Origin of the sequence: Sphingomonas sanguinis (genome assembly GCF_001476905.1) — a bacterium.
Taxonomy (GTDB): Bacteria; Pseudomonadota; Alphaproteobacteria; order Sphingomonadales; family Sphingomonadaceae; genus Sphingomonas; species Sphingomonas sanguinis_B.
This window is the reverse complement of record NZ_LDTE01000021.1, coordinates 45,500-63,110: the sequence shown is the minus strand read 5'-3', so window position 1 is coordinate 63,110 and position 17,611 is coordinate 45,500. Positions and strand designations below refer to the sequence as shown.

Annotated in this window: 15 protein-coding genes and 1 pseudogene; 3 read left to right on the top strand and 13 right to left on the bottom strand. The window is 67.3% G+C overall.

All coding sequences use genetic code 11. The features are described 5' to 3' along the window. Positions 1-387: enoyl-CoA hydratase-related protein (locus tag SB4_RS04520; protein ID WP_193753733.1), on the bottom strand; the 387-nt coding region annotated here is incomplete at its 3' end. 599 nt (positions 388-986) lie between these two features. On the opposite strand from SB4_RS04520, the gene SB4_RS04515 reads away from it, so the two are divergent. Further along, on the top strand, positions 987-2,414 hold the full coding sequence (locus tag SB4_RS04515; protein ID WP_058751593.1) for a glucoamylase family protein: 1,428 nt from the start codon (positions 987-989) through the stop codon (positions 2,412-2,414). 22 nt (positions 2,415-2,436) lie between these two features. Continuing rightward, positions 2,437-3,216 carry an SDR family NAD(P)-dependent oxidoreductase gene (locus tag SB4_RS04510; protein ID WP_058751592.1) on the top strand — a complete coding sequence of 260 codons (780 nt, stop codon included), beginning with the start codon at positions 2,437-2,439 and terminating at the stop codon, positions 3,214-3,216. A 200-nt stretch (positions 3,217-3,416) separates the two neighbouring features. On the opposite strand, the gene rarD is transcribed toward SB4_RS04510, so the two are convergent. The 7 genes and pseudogenes from rarD to SB4_RS04475 all read right to left on the bottom strand — a co-directional run bounded on the left by rarD (position 3,417) and on the right by SB4_RS04475 (position 11,561). Beyond that, positions 3,417-4,310 carry an EamA family transporter RarD gene (gene rarD / locus SB4_RS04505; RefSeq protein WP_058751591.1) on the bottom strand — a complete coding sequence of 298 codons (894 nt, stop codon included), beginning with the start codon at positions 4,308-4,310 and terminating at the stop codon, positions 3,417-3,419. 43 nt (positions 4,311-4,353) lie between these two features. Beyond that, positions 4,354-4,584 carry a hypothetical protein gene (locus SB4_RS04500; RefSeq protein WP_058751590.1) on the bottom strand — a complete coding sequence of 77 codons (231 nt, stop codon included), beginning with the start codon at positions 4,582-4,584 and terminating at the stop codon, positions 4,354-4,356. Positions 4,585-4,651: 67 nt separating this feature from the next. Continuing rightward, positions 4,652-5,873 (bottom strand): annotated as a pseudogene (locus SB4_RS04495) (dihydrolipoamide acetyltransferase family protein). Position 5,874: 1 nt separating this feature from the next. Then, positions 5,875-6,882, bottom strand: a complete 1,008-nt coding sequence (locus SB4_RS04490; RefSeq protein WP_058751600.1) for an alpha-ketoacid dehydrogenase subunit beta — start codon at positions 6,880-6,882, stop codon at positions 5,875-5,877. A 178-nt stretch (positions 6,883-7,060) separates the two neighbouring features. Beyond that, a complete protein-coding gene (locus SB4_RS04485; RefSeq protein WP_058751589.1) occupies positions 7,061-8,356 on the bottom strand; it encodes a 3-methyl-2-oxobutanoate dehydrogenase (2-methylpropanoyl-transferring) subunit alpha in 1,296 nt (431 codons plus the stop codon). A gap of 242 nt (positions 8,357-8,598) precedes the next feature. Then, complete coding sequence (locus SB4_RS04480) at positions 8,599-10,572, bottom strand: sialate O-acetylesterase (protein WP_058751588.1); 1,974 nt, start codon at positions 10,570-10,572, stop codon at positions 8,599-8,601. Between the two features lie 131 nt (positions 10,573-10,703). Then, on the bottom strand, positions 10,704-11,561 hold the full coding sequence (locus tag SB4_RS04475) for an endonuclease/exonuclease/phosphatase family protein (RefSeq protein ID WP_241488476.1): 858 nt from the start codon (positions 11,559-11,561) through the stop codon (positions 10,704-10,706). A 180-nt stretch (positions 11,562-11,741) separates the two neighbouring features. Between SB4_RS04475 and SB4_RS04470 the strand changes: the two genes are divergently transcribed. After that, on the top strand, positions 11,742-13,838 hold the full coding sequence (locus SB4_RS04470; protein WP_082669955.1) for a TonB-dependent siderophore receptor: 2,097 nt from the start codon (positions 11,742-11,744) through the stop codon (positions 13,836-13,838). A 127-nt stretch (positions 13,839-13,965) separates the two neighbouring features. On the opposite strand, the gene SB4_RS04465 is transcribed toward SB4_RS04470, so the two are convergent. From SB4_RS04465 to SB4_RS04445, 5 genes are read right to left on the bottom strand one after another with little or no spacing between them, the layout of a single operon-like run. Then, a complete protein-coding gene (locus tag SB4_RS04465) occupies positions 13,966-14,928 on the bottom strand; it encodes an FAD:protein FMN transferase (RefSeq protein ID WP_241488475.1) in 963 nt (320 codons plus the stop codon). Beyond that, on the bottom strand, positions 14,925-15,770 hold the full coding sequence (locus SB4_RS04460) for a DUF4198 domain-containing protein (RefSeq protein ID WP_058751587.1): 846 nt from the start codon (positions 15,768-15,770) through the stop codon (positions 14,925-14,927). The genes SB4_RS04465 and SB4_RS04460 overlap by 4 nt, the downstream gene beginning before the upstream one ends. A 13-nt stretch (positions 15,771-15,783) precedes the next feature. Further along, the gene (locus SB4_RS04455) at positions 15,784-16,266 is read right to left on the bottom strand and encodes a DUF2271 domain-containing protein (RefSeq protein ID WP_193753732.1); all 483 of its coding nucleotides are present in this window, start codon (positions 16,264-16,266) and stop codon (positions 15,784-15,786) included. Positions 16,267-16,280: 14 nt separating this feature from the next. Then, positions 16,281-16,919, bottom strand: a complete 639-nt coding sequence (locus SB4_RS04450) for a PepSY-associated TM helix domain-containing protein (RefSeq protein WP_058751585.1) — start codon at positions 16,917-16,919, stop codon at positions 16,281-16,283. Continuing rightward, entirely contained in the window at positions 16,916-17,599 is a 684-nt protein-coding gene (locus SB4_RS04445) for a Fe2+-dependent dioxygenase (protein WP_058751584.1), read from the bottom strand. Before SB4_RS04445 ends, SB4_RS04450 begins: the two co-directional genes overlap by 4 nt. Positions 17,600-17,611 lie beyond the last annotated feature (12 nt).

The following is a 17,611-nucleotide window of genomic DNA, read 5'->3' as shown; positions in this document are numbered from 1 at the left end:
TTCGTTCTGTTTTTGTTGAAGATCCCGGCCAACACGAAGACATCCACGCGTAAGTCCGTCGGCAGCGTCAGAGGTGTATAAGAGCCAGGCCCCCACCGCCGCGCCCTGTACCGCCGCGACGACCGGGGTCTGCACGCCGAACAACCGCGCCGCCGCCATGTAGAAGGGGCTGCGCGCGCCGGGCGGCAGCGGATCGGCGACCGGATTGGCATTGACCAAATCCGCACCCGCACAAAATACCCGCCCGTCCGACCGAAGCAGGATCGAGCGTACCGCAGGATCGGCATCCACGGCATCGAACGCGTCCGCCAAGGCGGAAATGGTTCCCACCCCCAGGTGATTATTCGGAGGATTCCGTAGCGTCAGGACCGCGACGGGGCCATCCATGTCAATTTTCACAGTCATGCCGCCCTCTTAAACCGGCTTTGCCACGGCTGACCAGCGCCATACCCGTTGCTCGAAAGACACAGCGAACGGACAAGCGTCACCGTCCTCGATACCGTGCTTGAGGGACCCCGGCGGAACGCGGTAAGCGCGCCCTATGTCATGATCACCGGCCGATGACAGGGCGGGACAGGACATGGGGTGCGGGCCAGGTCCGTGTCAGGAGAGGATGCCGGGCGGCCCGGAGGCGGGCCGCCCCTTCCCCCCCCCCTTCATCACCACTCATCGTCGCCATGCCTTGCTGTACTCGAATCGGGCGCGTCGTGTCGCAAGACCGATTCGGCCTTTTGACCGACTGGTACAGTAACCGGTTACATTTTTTTGTGTTCCGGCGCGTTTGGCATGCATGCCGATAGAGTACCAGCAGCCCCACAACCTCTTATGATCGTGGCGTATTTCGTGCCGGAAGAGCGGCCGATGCCAGGGGCCGGACAGCGGCCCTCCTGCTCTTCCCCGGCAGGGGCCGTTCCGGCTAGGTTGCACCCCGTAACGACCGGGCCCAATCCGCCCGCCCGGTCGCAAGAACGAAGCGAGGAGAGACCATGTACGACCGCCGCCGCGTCCTGAATCTGGGCGGCCTCAGCCTCGCTGCCATGATGACGGGCTGTGCCGGGCCGCAGGGGCGGGTGACCGCTCCGCGCATCATTCCGCAGGTGCAACCCGACCTGATCCGCGACTTGCAGGAACGCAGCTTTCGCTTCTTCTGGGAAACCACCGACGCCGATACCGGCCTAGCGCCCGACCGCTGGCCGACGCCCTCCTTCGCCTCGATCGCGGCGGTAGGCTTTGCGTTGACGGCCTATCCGGTCGGCGTGGTCAATGGCTGGATCACGCGGGAGGAAGCGCGCGCCCGTACGCTGACCACGCTGACGTTCTTTGCCAATGCGCCGCAAGGGCCGGGCGAGACCGGGTTCAGCGGCTATAAGGGCTTTTTCTACCACTTCCTGGGCGTGACCAAGGGGCTGCGCTTCGCCAAGTGCGAGCTGTCGACGATCGACACCGCGCTGCTGCTGGGCGGCATGTTGTTCGCGCAAAGCTGGTTCGACGGCGATCACCCCGACGAAGCGCGCATCCGCACGCTGGTCGACCAGATCTACGGCGCGGTCGACTGGACCTGGATCAGGCCGCGTATGCCCTTCGTCTCAATGGGATGGCTGCCGGAGACGGGGTTCATCAACGCCGACTGGAATGCCTATAACGAGTCGATGCTGCTCTATCTGCTGGCGCTGGGCTCCCCCACCCATCCGCTGCCCGATGGTACATGGCAGGCCTGGACCGAGCGGTTCGAGCCGAGCTGGGGCTCCCGCTGGGGCGAGCCGCATCTGCAGTTCGCGCCTCTTTTCGGCCACCAGTACAGCCATGTCTGGGTCGATTTCAAAGGCATCCGCGACGGCTATATGGCGACCAAGGGCATCGACTATTTCGAGAATAGCCGCCGCGCCACCTATGCCCAGCAACGCTATGCCATCGCTAATCCGGGCCGCTGGGCCGCCTATGGCTCCGACATCTGGGGGCTGACCGCCTGTGACGGGCCGGGGGATTTCACCCAGACGATCGATGGCGTCCGCCGCGAGTTCTTCAGCTATTCGGCGCGTGGCCCCGGCGAGCGCGACGACGGCACGCTGGCCCCCACCGCCGCCGCCGGATCGATCGCCTTTGCCCCCGATATCGTCATGCCCGCGATCAAGGCGATGCACGACCGCTATGGTGCGGGCATCTATGGCAAATATGGCTTCCTCGACGCGTTCAACCCGACGCTGACCAAGCCTGACGAGCCGTTGAAGCATGGCGAGATCGTCCAGGGCGTCGGCTGGGTCGACAAGGATTATCTGGGGATCGACCAGGGTCCGATCGTCGCGATGATCGAGAATCACCGCACCGGCCTGATCTGGAACACGATGCGGCGGAACCCGCATCTGCGACGGGGATTGCTAAGGGCAGGATTCACCGGCGGCTGGCTAAAGGGATAGTCGCCGACCAAGGGAGGCCGCGATGCCCGACACCATCCTGATCACCGGCGCCTCGGCCGGGCTGGGCGCCGATTTCGCGCGAGCGCTGGCGAGGAAGCCGGTGACGTTAGTGCTGACCGCCCGGCGGACCGACCGGCTGGCGGCGCTGGCGAGTGAGCTGGGCCAGCGGCCGGGGGTGGAGGTGCATGTCGTCTCCGCCGACCTCGGCCAGCCAGAGGGGGTGAAGGCGCTGCTCGACGGCATCGTCGATCGGGGGCTGTCGATCGATACGCTGATCAACAATGCGGGCTTCGGCGCGCTGGGCGACTTTGCCGAGAGCGACCTGGTGACGCAGACGGGAATGATCGACCTCAACGTCCGCGCGCTCGTCACGCTCACCCATGCGCTGCTGCCGCCGATGCTGGCGCGGGGGCGAGGCGCCGTGCTGAACGTCGCGTCCACCGCCGCCTTTCAGCCGGGGCCCTATATGGCGGTCTATTATGCCAGCAAGGCGTTCGTGCTGCACTTTTCCGAGGCGCTGCATGAGGAGGTCAAGGGTCGCGGCGTCACCGTCACCGCGCTCTGCCCCGGGCCGACCAAGACCGAGTTCGCCGATATCGCTGGCATGGCCGAGACGCCGATGTTCGAGCGGTTTGCGGGTACGTCCGAGCAAGTGGTGCGCGACGGTTTGGCGGCGCTGGAGCGGGGACAGGCGGTGATGGTGTCCGGGCTGCTCAACCGGCTGACCACCGTCAGCACGCGGATCGCGCCGCGCGGGGTGTTACGGCGGGCGGTGGCGAAATTGCAGAGCGGACGGAAGTAGGTTCGTTCACGCGGAGGCGCGGAGACGCGGAGGTGTCTGGACGTGCCGCCCTGTCCTCCTCCCTTCGATCGGCAGCCAAAGCCGAGCTGTGGTGAAAGCAGGCAGCCTGCGGCACGGTGCTCCCCTCCGCGTCTCCGCGTCTCCGCGTCTCCGCGTCTCCGCGTCTCCGCGTCTCCGCGTCTCCGCGTCTCCGCGCGAACCTATTTCGCCGTCACCGGCGTCCGGCTCCCCCGCACGCTGTCAAAGGCGTAGAGCGCACAACCGGCCCAGATCAGCACGAAGGTGACGATATGGACGGGCTTGAGCGGCTCGCCGAAGAGCAGCACGGCCTGGGCGAATTGCAGCGTTGGCGCGATATATTGCAACAGGCCGAGCGTCGCATAACGCATCCGCCGCGCCGCCGCCGCGAACATCAGCAGCGGCGCCGCCGTCACCGCGCCCGCCAGGATCAACAGCATGTCGAGATGCCGGTCCACCCCGAACGCCGCCGTGCCGTCGCCGCTCGCCTGGAGCAGGACGAACAGCGCAGGGGCGGCGAGCAGCAGCGTCTCGACCGTCAGGCCGCCGAGCGCATCGATCGCCGCGATCTTGCGCACAAAGCCGTAGAAACCGAATGACAAGGCCAGCGCCAGCGAAATGCCGATCGCCCCGCCCCCGCTGACCGCCAGCACGACCACACCGGTGGCAGCGATGCCCACCGCCACCGCCTGCATCCGCCGGATACGCTCGCCCAGCAAGGCTACGCCCAGCCCGACATTGACCAGCGGATTGATGAAATAGCCAAGGCTCGCTTCCAGAACATGATTGTTCTGGACCGACCAGATATAGACCAGCCAGTTGACCGCGATCAGTGCGGCACTGGCGCAGAGCAGAAGCAAGGTGCGGCCTCGCGCCGCCGCTATAATGGCCTTGCCGCGCCGCGCGACCAGTACGACGACGGCGAGCAGAAGCAGCGACCACAGGATGCGATGCGCCAGTACCTGGAGCGCGGGGATGCCCTTCAACAGCTTGAGGTAGAGCGGCAGGATGCCCCAGCTGACATAGGCGCCGATGCCCAGCAACAGTCCGGTGCGCGCAGATGAAGCGGTCGTCATGCCGCCCCTGTTCACGCTCGGGATGCGGATGGCAAGCCGGGAGTCACCCGGCGACCATGCCCCTCACCTCGACCGCGCCGCCCAGATTGACGACGCGGCCCGATACCATACCGGTAATCCGTACCGAGGCGCCGCGCTCGACAATCACGTCGCCCGCGACCATGGCCTTGATCGTCGCATGGACACCGGAGGCGACAAGCACGTCGCCACCGACCATTCCGCGCACCGTCCCGTCCGACGTCACTTCCAGCGAACCCGCCGTCATTCCGCGCATGAAATTCTCCTGCCTTGAGAGACAGGACGCGGGGGGCGGGATTTGGTTCAGGGCGAGGGCGGCGTCCTCAATCCGCGAACAGCATCACCGGCGTTTCCAGCAGCCGCTTCAACGCCTGAACATAGCTGGCCGCATCATAGCCATCGACGACCCGGTGGTCGCAGCTGATCGACAGGTTCATCAGCTTGGCGCGCGCGATCGTCTCGCCGCCGCGTCCGTCGGAACGGAAGACCGGCCGCTCGACGATGCGGTTCGGGCCGATGATCGCGACCTCGGGCCGGTTGATGACCGGCGTCGTCGCGATACCGCCCAGCGGCCCCAGCGAGGTCAGGGTGATCGTGCCGCCGCCCATGTCGGTGCTGGCGATGCTACCCGCGCGGGCGGCCTCGGCCAGGCGGCCGATCTCGGTCGCCAGCTGCCAGACATTGCGGCTCTCGGCGTTACGGATGACCGGGACCATCAACCCGGCGGGGGTCTGCGTCGCCATGCCCATATGTACCGCACCCGAACGGTTCACCACGCCCGCCTCGTCGTCATAACGCGCATTGAGCATCGGGAAGTCGGGCAAGGTCTTGCAGATCGCCACGATCAGCAGGGGCAGCATGGTCAGCTTGGGTCGATTGCCCCGCCCGGCGTTCAACTGCGCGCGCGTCTCTTCCAGCGCGGTGACGTCGATTTCCTCGACATAGGTGAAGTGCGGAATGGCGCGCTTCGACGCGGCCATGTTCTCGGCGATGCGGCGGCGCATCCCGATGACGCGCACTGCTTCGTCGGCGCGAGGCGCGCGGACGGGGGTATAGCCCTGGCCCGAACCATAACGCAGGAACGCGTCGAGGTCCGAATGGCGGACGCGGTCGCCCTCGGCAGGCTTCACGCTGGCGAGATCGACGCCCAGGTCCTGCGCCCGTGCCCGAACGGCGGGCGAGGCCAGCACCTTCTTCTGCTCCCTCTCCCCTTGTGGGAGAGGGAGTTTGCGCTTCTTCGACGCCGGGGTTTTCCGCCTCTAGCACCGGTTCCTCGGTCGCGGGCGACGCCGCTTCCTCGACCGCATCGGTCTCGATCACCATCAGCGCCGATCCGATCGGCACCTGATCGCCGACCTCGCCTGCCAGTTCGACCACCATTCCCGACACGGGCGATTCCATCTCGACGGTCGCCTTGTCGGTCATCATGTCGGCGACCGACTGGTCCTCTTCGACCCGATCGCCGAGCTTGACGTGCCAAGCGACGATCTCGGCCTCGGAGATGCCTTCGCCGATATCGGGCAGGCGGAAGGTGAAACGAGCCATGTCAGGCGTCCTTCAGCAAGTTCTTGAGCGCCTGGCCGATACGGACCGGGCCGGGGAAATAGGCCCATTCCAGGCTGTGCGGATAGGGCGTGTCGAAGCCTGTCACGCGCGCGATCGGCGCTTCGAGGTGATAGAAGCAGCGTTCTTGAACCAGCGCGGACAGCTCCGCGCCGTACCCGCCGGTGCGCGTCGCCTCGTGCACGATCATGCAGCGGCCGGTCTTCTTCACCGATTCCTCGATCGCCTCGATGTCGAGCGGTACGAGCGTGCGCAGGTCGATGATCTCGGCATCCACGCCCATATCGGCGACCACGGCGGCGCAGACATGGACCATCGTGCCGTAGCACAGGATCGTCACCGCCTCGCCTTCGCGCACCGTCGCCGCCTTGCCCAGCGGGATGCGGTAATAGCCGGTCGGGACCTCGCCGCCGGGATGCTTGGACCAGTTTTCGGCCGGACGATCCCAATGGCCGTTGAACGGGCCGTTATAGATGCGCTTGGGCTCGAAGAAGAGGACAGGATCATTGTCCTCGATCGCGGCGATCAGCAGGCCCTTGGCGTCGTACGGGGTCGCCGGGATCACCGTCTTGATGCCCGAGACATGGGTGAAGATACCTTCGGGCGACTGGCTGTGCGTCTGGCCGCCGAAGATGCCGCCGCCGAAGGGCGAGCGTACCGTAATGGGGGCGGTGAACTCGCCCGCCGAGCGATAGCGCAGCCGTGCCGCCTCCGACACGAGCTGGTCGAGCGCGGGGTAGATATAGTCGGCGAACTGGATTTCGGGGACGGGGCGCAGGCCGTACGCGCCCATGCCCACCGCGACGCCGATGATTCCGCATTCGGTGATCGGCGTGTCGAACACACGGGTCTTGCCGTATTTCTTCTGCAGGCCCGCTGTCGCCCGGAAGACGCCGCCGAAATAGCCGACATCCTCACCCATCACGACCACATCGGGGTCGCGCGCCATGACCACATCCATGGCGGAGTTGATCGCCTGGATCATGTTCATGCGGGTCGTTTCGCCCGCGTCGGGAGCGGTTTGGTTGATCAGGTCGCTCATCAATTATCTTCCACCCCGGCGAAGGCCGGGGTCCAGTTGCGAGACGATAGGAGGCACACGATACCCTGCGATCGCAAGGACGTGGCGACTGGACCCCGGCCTTCGCCGGGGTGGTGCCGAACGGGGGTCACTTCCGCGCCCATGGCCGTCCGCTCGCTTCTTCCTCATCCAGCATCTGCTGGCGCTGCTCGCGCAGATGCCAGGGCATCTCCTCGAACACGCCGTCGAACAGGCTGTCGAGCGGCTGGTGCAGGCCGTGGCCCAATATACCGTTCGCCTCGGCCGCCTTTTGCGCGGCGCGGACCTCCTCGGCGACTTCGCGGTCCTGGGTCGCGTGGCGCTTCTCGTCCCACTCGCCCAGGCCGATCAGATGGTCCTTCAACCGCCGGATCGGATCGCCCAGCGGCCACGCCGTCGGCTCGCCCGCCGAGCGATACTGGGTGGGATCGTCGGAGGTGGAGTGCCCCTCGGTGCGATAGGTGAAATGCTCGATCAGCGTCGCACCCTGGTTGGTCCGCGCCCGCTCGGCCGCCCACTGCGTCGCGGCATAGACCGCCAGCGCGTCATTGCCATCGACCCGCAGCCCCGCAATGCCATAGCCGATCGCCCGCGCGGCAAAGGTCGTCGCCTCCGCACCCGCAAAGCCGGAAAAACTGGAGATCGCCCACTGGTTGTTGACGACGTTCATGACGACCGGCGCGCGGTAGACGGCGGCAAAGGTGCAGGCCGAGTGGAAGTCGCCTTCCGCCGTCGAGCCCTCGCCGCACCACACGGCGGCAATGCGGGTGTCGCCCTTGGCGGCCGAGGCCATCGCCCAGCCCACGGCTTGCGGATATTGCGTCGTCAGATTGCCCGAGATCGAGAAGAAACCAGCCTCTTTCGCGGAATACATGATGGGCAGTTGCTTGCCGCCCAGCCGGTCCGCGCTGTTGGAATAAATCTGGTTCATCATGTCGACCAGCGACCAGTCGCGCGCGATCAACAGCCCCTGCTGGCGGTACGAGGGGAAACACATATCCTCATAATCCAGCGCATGGGCAGCGGCGACGGCGACCGCCTCCTCGCCCAGCGCCTTCATGTAGAAGCTGGTCTTACCCTGGCGCTGCGCGCGGAACATGCGCTCGTCAAAGGCGCGGAGCAGCACCATGTGGCGCAGCATCCGGCGGAGACGATCGGCCGAGAGCCGGGGGTCCCAGGGACCGACCGCGCGGCCCTCGTCGTCCAGCACGCGAACGAGCGTATAGGCGAGTTCATGGAAGCTATCGGCGGGCGCGGCGGTGTCCGGGCGGCGCTGCGCACCGGCGGGCGGAACCTCGACACTGGCGAAGTCGACCGCATCGCCCGGCCGGAATTTCGGCTCAGGGACATGCAGCTGCAACGGGGCCAGGTTGGCGCGCGAAATGCCTTCTGGCGGCACGGCCATGCTCTCTCCTCAAAGCTTCGCCCGATTCCGCTCGGGTCGTTGCTATCTTTCAACCGGATGGAATTTTATTTCAAGCGCATTTTGGGGCGCTTCGTCCGGTGTAACGCGTCGAGTGGTGGTGTTTTCCCTTTCGGTCGAACCACCCTCACCCTTCCCACCCGCTGACGCGGGCGGGCCCCTTCCCTCTCCCGGCGGGAGAGGGAGGGAGGCGCGAAGCGCTGGAAGGGTGAGGGCGGCTTCCGTCAGTTTCCCGTAATCGCCGCCTCGAACGGCACCACCGGATGCGGGGCTTCGTCATAGAAGTTGACCACCGGCGCATCGGCCCAGGCGTAGCGGACACGGACATCACCCGGCTTCGCATCGGCCAGTCGTACCTCCGACCCGTTCACGCTCGCATTCGCATAACGACAGGCGCTTGCGTCACACAGCTCGAATCCGATCGGCGCGGCCGCACTCCACGCATGAAGCGCGCCCTGCACCCCGTCGAAGCGCAGCACGACCTCTCCCCCCGCGCGGGTGGCCGAGGCGATCATCGGCCCGGACGCATGGGCGCGGTCGCCCGCCTCCAGATGCTGTTCGGCGAAGACCAACCGCTTGGCGAGTTCGTTCTTGTCCGCCGGATGGATATCGTTGCGCACGCCGATATCGATCGTCGTCGCCAGCGCCGCATGATTGTCGCGCAGCACCGCCAGACGCTGCGTCTCGCGCAGGGCCGCCCAGCCGCTGTCGCCGATCTTCACCGGCGGCGCGCCGAAATCGGCGAGCTGGACGATCAGGAAGGGCAGGTTCGGGTCGCCAAACTGACGCCGCCACCCGGTCATCAGCGCCGCCAGCCGGTCGCCATAGCTGGCGAGCCCGACATCGGACTCGCCCTGATACCAGGCGACGCCCTTCAACCCGATCGGACCCAGTGGCGCGATCATGCCGTTGTAGAGTGTGCCGAGCCCCGCATGGCTTTCCCAGGGGCTGCGCGGATAACTCTGGTCGTTCGCCTTATAGACCGAATAGCGCCACCCGGTGCCGAGCGGGATGGGCTGGCCGCCCGCGGGGGTGAACTGGATCTTGTCGCCGGGACCGAACATGCCGCCCGGACCATAGGTATCGCCCAGCCCGACGACGATCTCGTTGTGTCCCTTCTTCAGGGCCGAGCGCGGCACGGTGTAGCGCCGCCAGTCGCCCCAGCCAAAGGTCGCGCCGACGACCACGCCATTGACCCAGACGGTGTCGAGCTCGTCGATTCCCGCCAGTTCGATCACCCCGTCGCCGGTCGGGGCGGTCGGCAGGTCGAAGCCCTGCCGGAACCATACCAGCCCGTTATAGTCGGCGAGTTCGGGCACGCCCCATTCCTCCCACGGGCCGAATTTGGGCACCGGGGTCCAGTTCAGCCGGTCGGGGGCGTTCCACGGCTCCTGCCCGCGTTTCGTGCCCATCGCCTTGCGCCACCACTCGCCCCAGCGGTCGCCGAACGCGCGCAGGCCCGCCGCATGGTCGCGCGCGTACAGGGCCAGCAGATCGGCGTCGGCCGACAGGCCGGGCAGCTTGCGCGCATCGGTGGGGTCGATCCATGGCAGGATCTTGGTCCCACCCCAGCTCGAATCGATCGCGCCCATCGGCACATTCGCCTTGGCCGCCAAATCCTTGACCATCAGATAGCAGGCCGCCGAAAAATCGGCGACGCTGGCGGGCGAAGCGGCGGCCCAGACCGGGCGCTTCTCCAGCGGCTCATCGGCGGACAGGCCGACATGATGGGCCACGTCGAGCAGCCGGATACGGTCATTGGCCGCGCCCTTGACCAGCCCCTCGCCGTTCAGCGCCTGCTTGGTCGGATATTCCATGTTGGACTGGCCCGAGCACAGCCAGACGTCACCGACCAGCAGGTCGTCCATCGTGTCGACAGCGCCGTCCTTGCCGGTCGCGGTCAGCGTCAGCGGGGTGGCGGTCGCCGCCATGGCGGGCAGGGTCGCGCGCCAATGGCCCTTGGCATCGGCAGTCGCGGTGGCGCTGGTTCCGCCCAGCATCACGGTGACGCCCTCGCCCGCGTCGGCCGCGCCCTCGACGATGATCGGCCGATCGCGCTGCAGAACGGCATGGGCGCTCATCGGGGTCAGGATGCGCGGCCGCGCCTCCGCCATGACCGGCCAGGCCGCCGCCGTGCCGAACAGCAGCGCCCATACCGCCCCTCGCCCCGCGCCGGACCGTGATTGCCCCTTCCGCATATCATCCCTCTCCTATGCCCGGCATACGCGCGATTCCCCGCCGCCCATGGCTGTCCCGCCGATCATAGGAGGGGCCAAATGATAACGCTATCGGGAAACGAAGCTCCCTAATGCGGGATGGGGGAGGCCTCTCAGGGCTTCTCGCCCTCGAACGACAGGGTCGCGCGGATCGGGAAATGGTCCGACGGATAGACCTTGCCCCGGTGATAGGTGTCGGTCGTCACGGTGTCCGCCTTGAACCCGCGCAGGAAGAGATAGTCGATCCGGCGGTCGGGCGTGCCGGTGAAGTCGTGGAAGGTCAGCACCGGCCCCTCGCGCCGCTTCGCGCTGCCCCAGGCATCAGTCAGCGCGCCTGCGAAGGTGCGATAGGCGGCCGTATCCGGCCGGGCGTTCATGTCGCCCGCCAGGACCAGCGGCAGCCCCTTGGCCAGGTCGGGCAAGCGCGACAGGATCAGCCGGGCCGCCTTGTCGCGCGCCTCGCCGTCCTGATCGCGGTGCGGCAGATGGGTGTCGACGAACAGGAAGCGGTGCGGCTTGGCCTCCCTGGTCTCGAACACCGCCCAGCTCGCCAGGCGCGGCAGGTCGGTGCCCCAGCTCTGGCTGCCCACCACCTCGGGCGTGTCCGACAACCAGAAGTCGCCCTGGTCGATCAGGGTCAGCCGGTCGGTGCGATAGAAGATTCCCATATGCTCGTCGGCGTGCCCGCCGCGCCGGTCGCGCCCGAACCAGCGATAACCGGGCAGCGCGGCGACGATATCGTCCCCCTGTCGCTGGAGCAGTTCCTGCGTCCCGATCACATCGGGCGCGGCGCGGCGGATCAGTTCGACCATCACCGGTCGCCGCACCGCCCAGCGCTGTGCCCCCTCGTCCGAGGCATAGCGGACATTGAAGGTCATGACCTTCAACGGCTCGGCCAGCGCGCCGGTCGCGACGAGTAGCCCCGTCGCCAGCACCGCCAGGCCTCGTATCGTCCGCCGCATCGCCGTCATTGAAACTGCCCTTCCCATCATTTCACGCGCGGTCCGTCACCGCTCGCCCCGGCCATGGCGGACCAGCATGGCAGAGGCGTGACAGCCCGAGCAGACCAATAACGATCCATTTTATGATTGAGAGTTATTATCATTATCGATACTGGCCGCCGACATTCAGTGGTTTGGGGTTTATCGAATATGTCGAAGGCGATCGGATGCGCCGTGTTGCTGGCCGGGATGGCGATGGGCCAGGGTGCGGTGGCGCAGACGTCGCGCGCGCCGGTCGATGGCGGCAGTGACGAGCAGAAGGATATCGTCGTCACGGCCCTGCGTGACGCCAATGCCAGCATCACCGGCACTGATACGCCCCCCAACCGCTATCCCCAGTCCTTGCGCATCATCGACCGCGCGTTGATCGACCGGACCGGCGCGACCCGACTGGACGACACGATCGACCTGGCGGGCGGCGTGTCGCGGCAGAACGATTTTGGCGGGCTGTGGGACAAATATGCCATTCGCGGCTTTGCGGGGAACGAGAATAGCGGCCCCGACATCCTCATCAACCGCTTCAGCAGCAATCTGGGCTTTAACGCGCCGGTCGATGTCGCGACGGTCGAGCGGTTCGAGTTTCTGAAAGGCGCCGCCGCCGCCCTGTCAGGCATGGGCGAGCCGGGCGGGTCGCTCAACATCGTCACCAAGGCACCGACCGACACCCGCCAGGGCGAGGTGTCGCTCAGCTATGGCAGCTGGAACCGGGTGCGCGCGATGGGCGATATCAGCGGCCCGGTGACGAATACGCTGTCGGCCCGGCTGATCGGCGTGTCGGAGGAGGGCGACAGCTTTCGTCGGTTCGTCCACACCGACCGACTGCTGCTGGCCCCCTCGGTCTCGTTCACGCCCAGCCAGGATCTGCGCTTCCTCTATCAGGCCGAGTTCATGCGCAACCGCGCGCCGATCGATCGTGGGGTCGCCGCGATCAAGGGCAATCCCCGCGCCATGGACCGCGACACGTTCCTGGGCGAGCCCGCCGATGGCCGCATGACCCAGCGGATGCTGTGGCAGCAAGGCAGCGTCTTTGCGACACTGACCGACCGGATTTCGCTGGAGGCCGGGTTGTCGAGCCGCGACGGCTTCCTGACCGGCCATGCCACCCAGGTCGATTTCGGCGCGCGCGGTGTGCAGGCCGATGGGCGGACGATCGGGCGCTCCTATCGCTATCATGATTTCCGCTGGCAGGACCTGACCGCCCGTGTCGAGCTGACCGCCAAGGTCGACTGGCTGGGCCTGTCGCACGACATCCGGGTCGGGATGGACCGGGTGCGGCACGGCCTGGACTTCCGCATGGATCAGGCGCGCGGGCGGCCGGGTGCGCCGATCCTGACCATCGACGCCTTCGATCCCGTCTATGGCCAGCCGCTGCCGGTGCCGCAGCCCTTCGCGCTGCGCCATTCCTCCTATCGCAGCGAGAGCGTCTATGCGCAGGACCTGATCCGCTTCGGAGACTTCACCGCGCTGATCGGCGCGCGCTGGAACAGTTTCCGCGAGACGATGGTCAATGCGTTGCGCGGCAACCTGACGCTGGAGACGGTTGATCGCGGCGTAACCCCGCGCGCCGCGCTGACCTGGTCCGCAAGCCCGAACTTCTCGCTCTTCACCAGCTGGGGCCGGTCGCTGCGGCTGAACCCGTCGGACGGGGTGAGCAGCTTCGATGCCGAGCGTAGCGAATCCACCGAGCTGGGCGCGAAATACACGCTCTTCGGCGGAGCGCTGACCGGCCAGACCGCGCTGTTCACCATGACCAAGCGCAACGTGCTGAACCCCAATGCCACCGACGTGTTCGTCAAGACCCAGATCGGGCGGCAGCGGTCGCGCGGGGTGGAGACGGTCGCAGACCTGCACCTGACCGGCGGGCTGACCGGCACCGCGACCTATACCTATACCGAGGCGACGGTGCGCAACGACAAGAACGCCGCGCTGATCGGCACGATGCTGTCCAACGTGCCCAAGCATATCGCCGCGCTCGACCTGCATCAGCGGATGGGCGACATGACGATCGGCGGCGGTGTCACCCATGTCGGCGCGCGCAATGGCGATCCCTTCGCCAGCGGCTATCGCCTGCCCGGCTATACGATCGTTCGGGCGGATGCGACCTGGGCGGTGAACCCGCGCTTCGACGTTCGGCTCGACCTCGAGAACCTGTTCGACACCTATTACATCGCCAGCAGCTATGCCGATGTGTGGACGATGCCCGGTGCGCCGCGCAACGTTCGCGTGACGCTCCGGGGGCGGTTCTGATCCATACTTCCTCCCCTCTAAGGGGAGGTGGCAGGGCGTAGCCCTGACGGAGGGGTGTCCCGCTCTCGATAGGGTGACACCCCTCCACCAGCTTCGCTGGTCCCCCTCCCCTTGCAGGGAAGGAAAGTTAGCCGAGCAGCCGTTGTAACGGCTCGGTCAGAACCTCTTCCACCGCCCCGCCCCGCCGAACCAGGATACGCGCCGCGACCCGCATCGGTGCCAGCGCCGACAGGTCGGGGAACAGCACCGCGACGGCGGTCGCCAGCGCATCGGCCAGCATCGCAGTTTCGGCGACGACATGGACCGCGATCACCCCGTTGGTCGGCGGGCGGCCGGTGCGGGGGTCCAGGCCGTGCTCGCCCTTGCGATAGGTCCCGCTGCCCGCCACCGCCATCTGGTGCAGCGCCACGCGCATCGCGGGCAGATCGACGCCCGGCGGAATTTCGAGATCGACCCACCAGGGATCGCCATCGGGTCGCGTGCCGCGCCCGACCAGCTCGCCCCCCACCTCGACCAGGCAATGCCGAAAGCCCAGCGCCGCCAGCGTGTCCGCGACCGCATCGGCGGCATAGCCCTTGGCGATGCCCGACAGGTCGAGCGTGATGCCGCCCGGCTGCCACAACCGCGCGCTCGCGCTATCCCAGCGCAGGCGATGCCAGCCACCCGAGACGCGAGCCCGCTCGATCGCCGCCACGTCAGGCTCAGGCTGCGGCCCCTTCGGCCCATGGCCCCAGAGATCGACCAGATGCCCGATCGCCGGATCGAACGCGCCGTCACTCAGCGCCGCGACGCGCAGGGCCGTGTCGATCACCGTCGCAAAATCGGGCGGCAGCACACTCCAACTGCCCGTTGGCGAGCGGTTGAAGTGCGACAGCACCGAGTCGGTCTCCCAGTGGCTCATCTGGGCGACGAGATCGTCCAGCCGCGCCTGCACCGCCGCCCCCACATCTTGCGCGCCGGGCACGTCGTGGGTGGCATAGAGCACCCGCCACATCGTCCCCATCGTCTCGCCGCCCAACGTGACGACCGCCGCCGGATCGCCGTTCGCCACGGCGTTCGGGTCGATCCGGGGCGGCAGGATGATCCTCACGGGGTCATGACTTCCAGCGTGGTGGTGTAGCTCATCCGCCGCTGAGTCGCGCGCGGGGCGGTGGGCTTGTCGTCGGTCAGCGTCGCATTCAGCCAGTACATGCCTGCGGCGGGCCAGGCATAGGACAGCACGCCTTGCGCGTCGGTGGTCACCTCCTTGGCCCCTTCGGCGTCGCGGTAGCGCTTGCCGCCGGGGACGATGGTGACCTTCAGGTTCGGCGCAGGCTTGCCGTCGACCAGAAAGCGGAACTTCGCCGTCTCGCCCGCGACCAGTTCATCGGGGTGGGTGACGGGATCGAGTTCCAGCCCCTTGCCCGTCGGCTTCAGGACGGTGCGCGTCGGCTCGCCCGCCGTCACGAAAATCTCGTTACGGCCGAGCGTTTCGGTCAGCGTCACGTCGGTCGCATTGGCGGGGATGTTGGCGACGGTCAGCGGCGGCTGGCGCACGCCGTTCGGGCCGGGCGGTCCGCCACGTCCACCGACGCGCTTCTCGACGCCATCGACCTTGAAGCTGCCCATGATCCCCGACATCTCGCTGCCGATCTTCCAGGTGCCGGGCTTGTCCAGCTGCACGTCGAAGACCGAGCGATAACGCCCGGTCGATCCGTTCTGGATGCGGCCGGGCGTGCCATCGGGCTGCCAGACCTTCATCCATTCGATCCGGCCGGGCTGGTGGTCGGCGTAGAACAGGTCATTGGAGACGGCGCTGTCGACCGTCACCCAGCTGTCGGTGCCCGAGAAGATGGTGCCCGAGGGGAGCAGCCACATGCGATGCGCCGAGGCGAAGCCGGGAATGGCGAGCAACGCGGCGGCGGCGAGCAGCTTGAGGCGATGGTTCTTCATGATGATCCCCCTGTCAGCGCGCCGAGACGGTCACGGCGCCCAGTTCATGGCTGCCCGCCCCGCGCGCGTTGGGGTTCGGCACGGTCAGCGGCACCTGCACCAGCTCGCGCCCGCCGGTCTCGCGCGCAGCCTCGACGTTCAGGACATATTGGCCGGGCTTCAGGTCGGCGGGCAGCGGGATGGCATGGGTGCCGGGCGCGCGGGTCGCGCCGCTGATCCCGTTTGCGGGCATCGCCATGCTCCGCCCGCCCTTCCGCCACCAGGCGCGCAGGTCGGACAGCCACTTGGTGCCGGGCTCGCCGCCCTGCTTCTTGACGTCGTACCAGATGGCGAGCGTGCGCGCCGGGCCGCCGGTCGCAGGCTCCAGCCAGACCGCGACATAGGGCTTGTGATATTCGGCGACGTTCAACTTCGGAATGGTGACGTTCACCGTCGCGGCGCTCGCCGCCCCCGGCAGTGCCACCGCGCCCAGCGCCAGAATAGCGGTCGATCGCATCGTGAGTTTCTCCATCAGTGCAGGACAAAGACGGCGATCGCCGCCGGGATCAGGAAGCCCGCCGCCACCAGCGGCCAGGTCGAGGGCCGGTGCCGCGCGTGCATCTGGAGCAGCAGCAGCCCGGTCAGGGTGAAGACGATACAGGCGACCGCGAAGACGTCGATGAACCAGAACCAGGCGGCCCCGGCATTGCGCCCCTTGTGCAGGTCGTTGAGATAGGAGATCCAGCCGCGATCGGTCCGCTCCGAGGTGATCGCGCCGCTCGTCCGGTCGATGCTGACCCAGGCATCGCCGCCGGGGCGCGGCATGGCGACATAGACTTCGCCGTCCGACCATTCGCCCGGCCGGCCGGCGGGATCGAGATCGACCGCGCGCTCCACCGCTTCCGCCACGCGGGGCGGCAAGGGCGCATCGTTCGTCTTCGGGTTGGCCAGCAGCGGCCGCAGGCCGGGGGCCAAGAGCCCACTCTTCTGCACGGTCTTCGGGCTGGCCGAGATGCTGGCGGCGTGGTTCAACGTGAGCCCGGTGATCGCAAACAGCATCATGCCTACCAGCGACACCGCTGCGCTGATCCAGTGCCAGGTGTGGAACTGCTTCAACCACCAGCTGCGCCATTTGCGCTTCTTGGACTTGGAAAGGGTCGCGGCGGTCATGCGTCGGCCCAGCGGCGCAGCAGGTTGTGGTAGACGCCGGTCAGCTCGACGACCGAGCGATCCCCCTGCCCCTTGTCCGCGCCGACCCGCTGCACCGCGCGGTCCAGGTCGAACAGGATGCGCCGCTCGCCATCGTCGCGGACCATCGACTGAATCCACAGGAAGGAGGCGACGCGCGTGCCCCGCGTCACCGGCTCGACCCGATGGAGGCTCGAGGCGGGATAGAGGACCGCGCTCCCGGCCGACAGCTTCACCCGCTGCTCGCCATAGAGATCCTCGACCACCAGTTCGCCGCCGTCATAGGCGTCCGGGTCCTCGAGGAAGAGGGTCAGCGACAGGTCGGAGCGCATCCGGAAATCGCTGCCCCGCTTCAACCTTACGGCATTGTCGACATGCACGTCGAACGCCTGTCCGCCCGCATAGCGGTTGAACAGCGGCGGATAGACCTTCAGCGGCAGCGCCGCCGCCACGAACAAGGCTGAGCGGCCCAGCGCGTCGAGGACCATCCGTCCCGCCTCGACCGCCGCCCCCGAATCCTCGGGTAGTTGCTCGTTGCGCTTGGCAAGCGCCGCCTGCGGGCCGGAGGTGGCGTTGCCGTCCGCCCAGGCTCCCGCATCGATGACGCGGCGGACCTGGGCGACCCCGGCGGGATCGAGGATATCGGGGAGGACGATCAGCATGAGCGCAGGCTA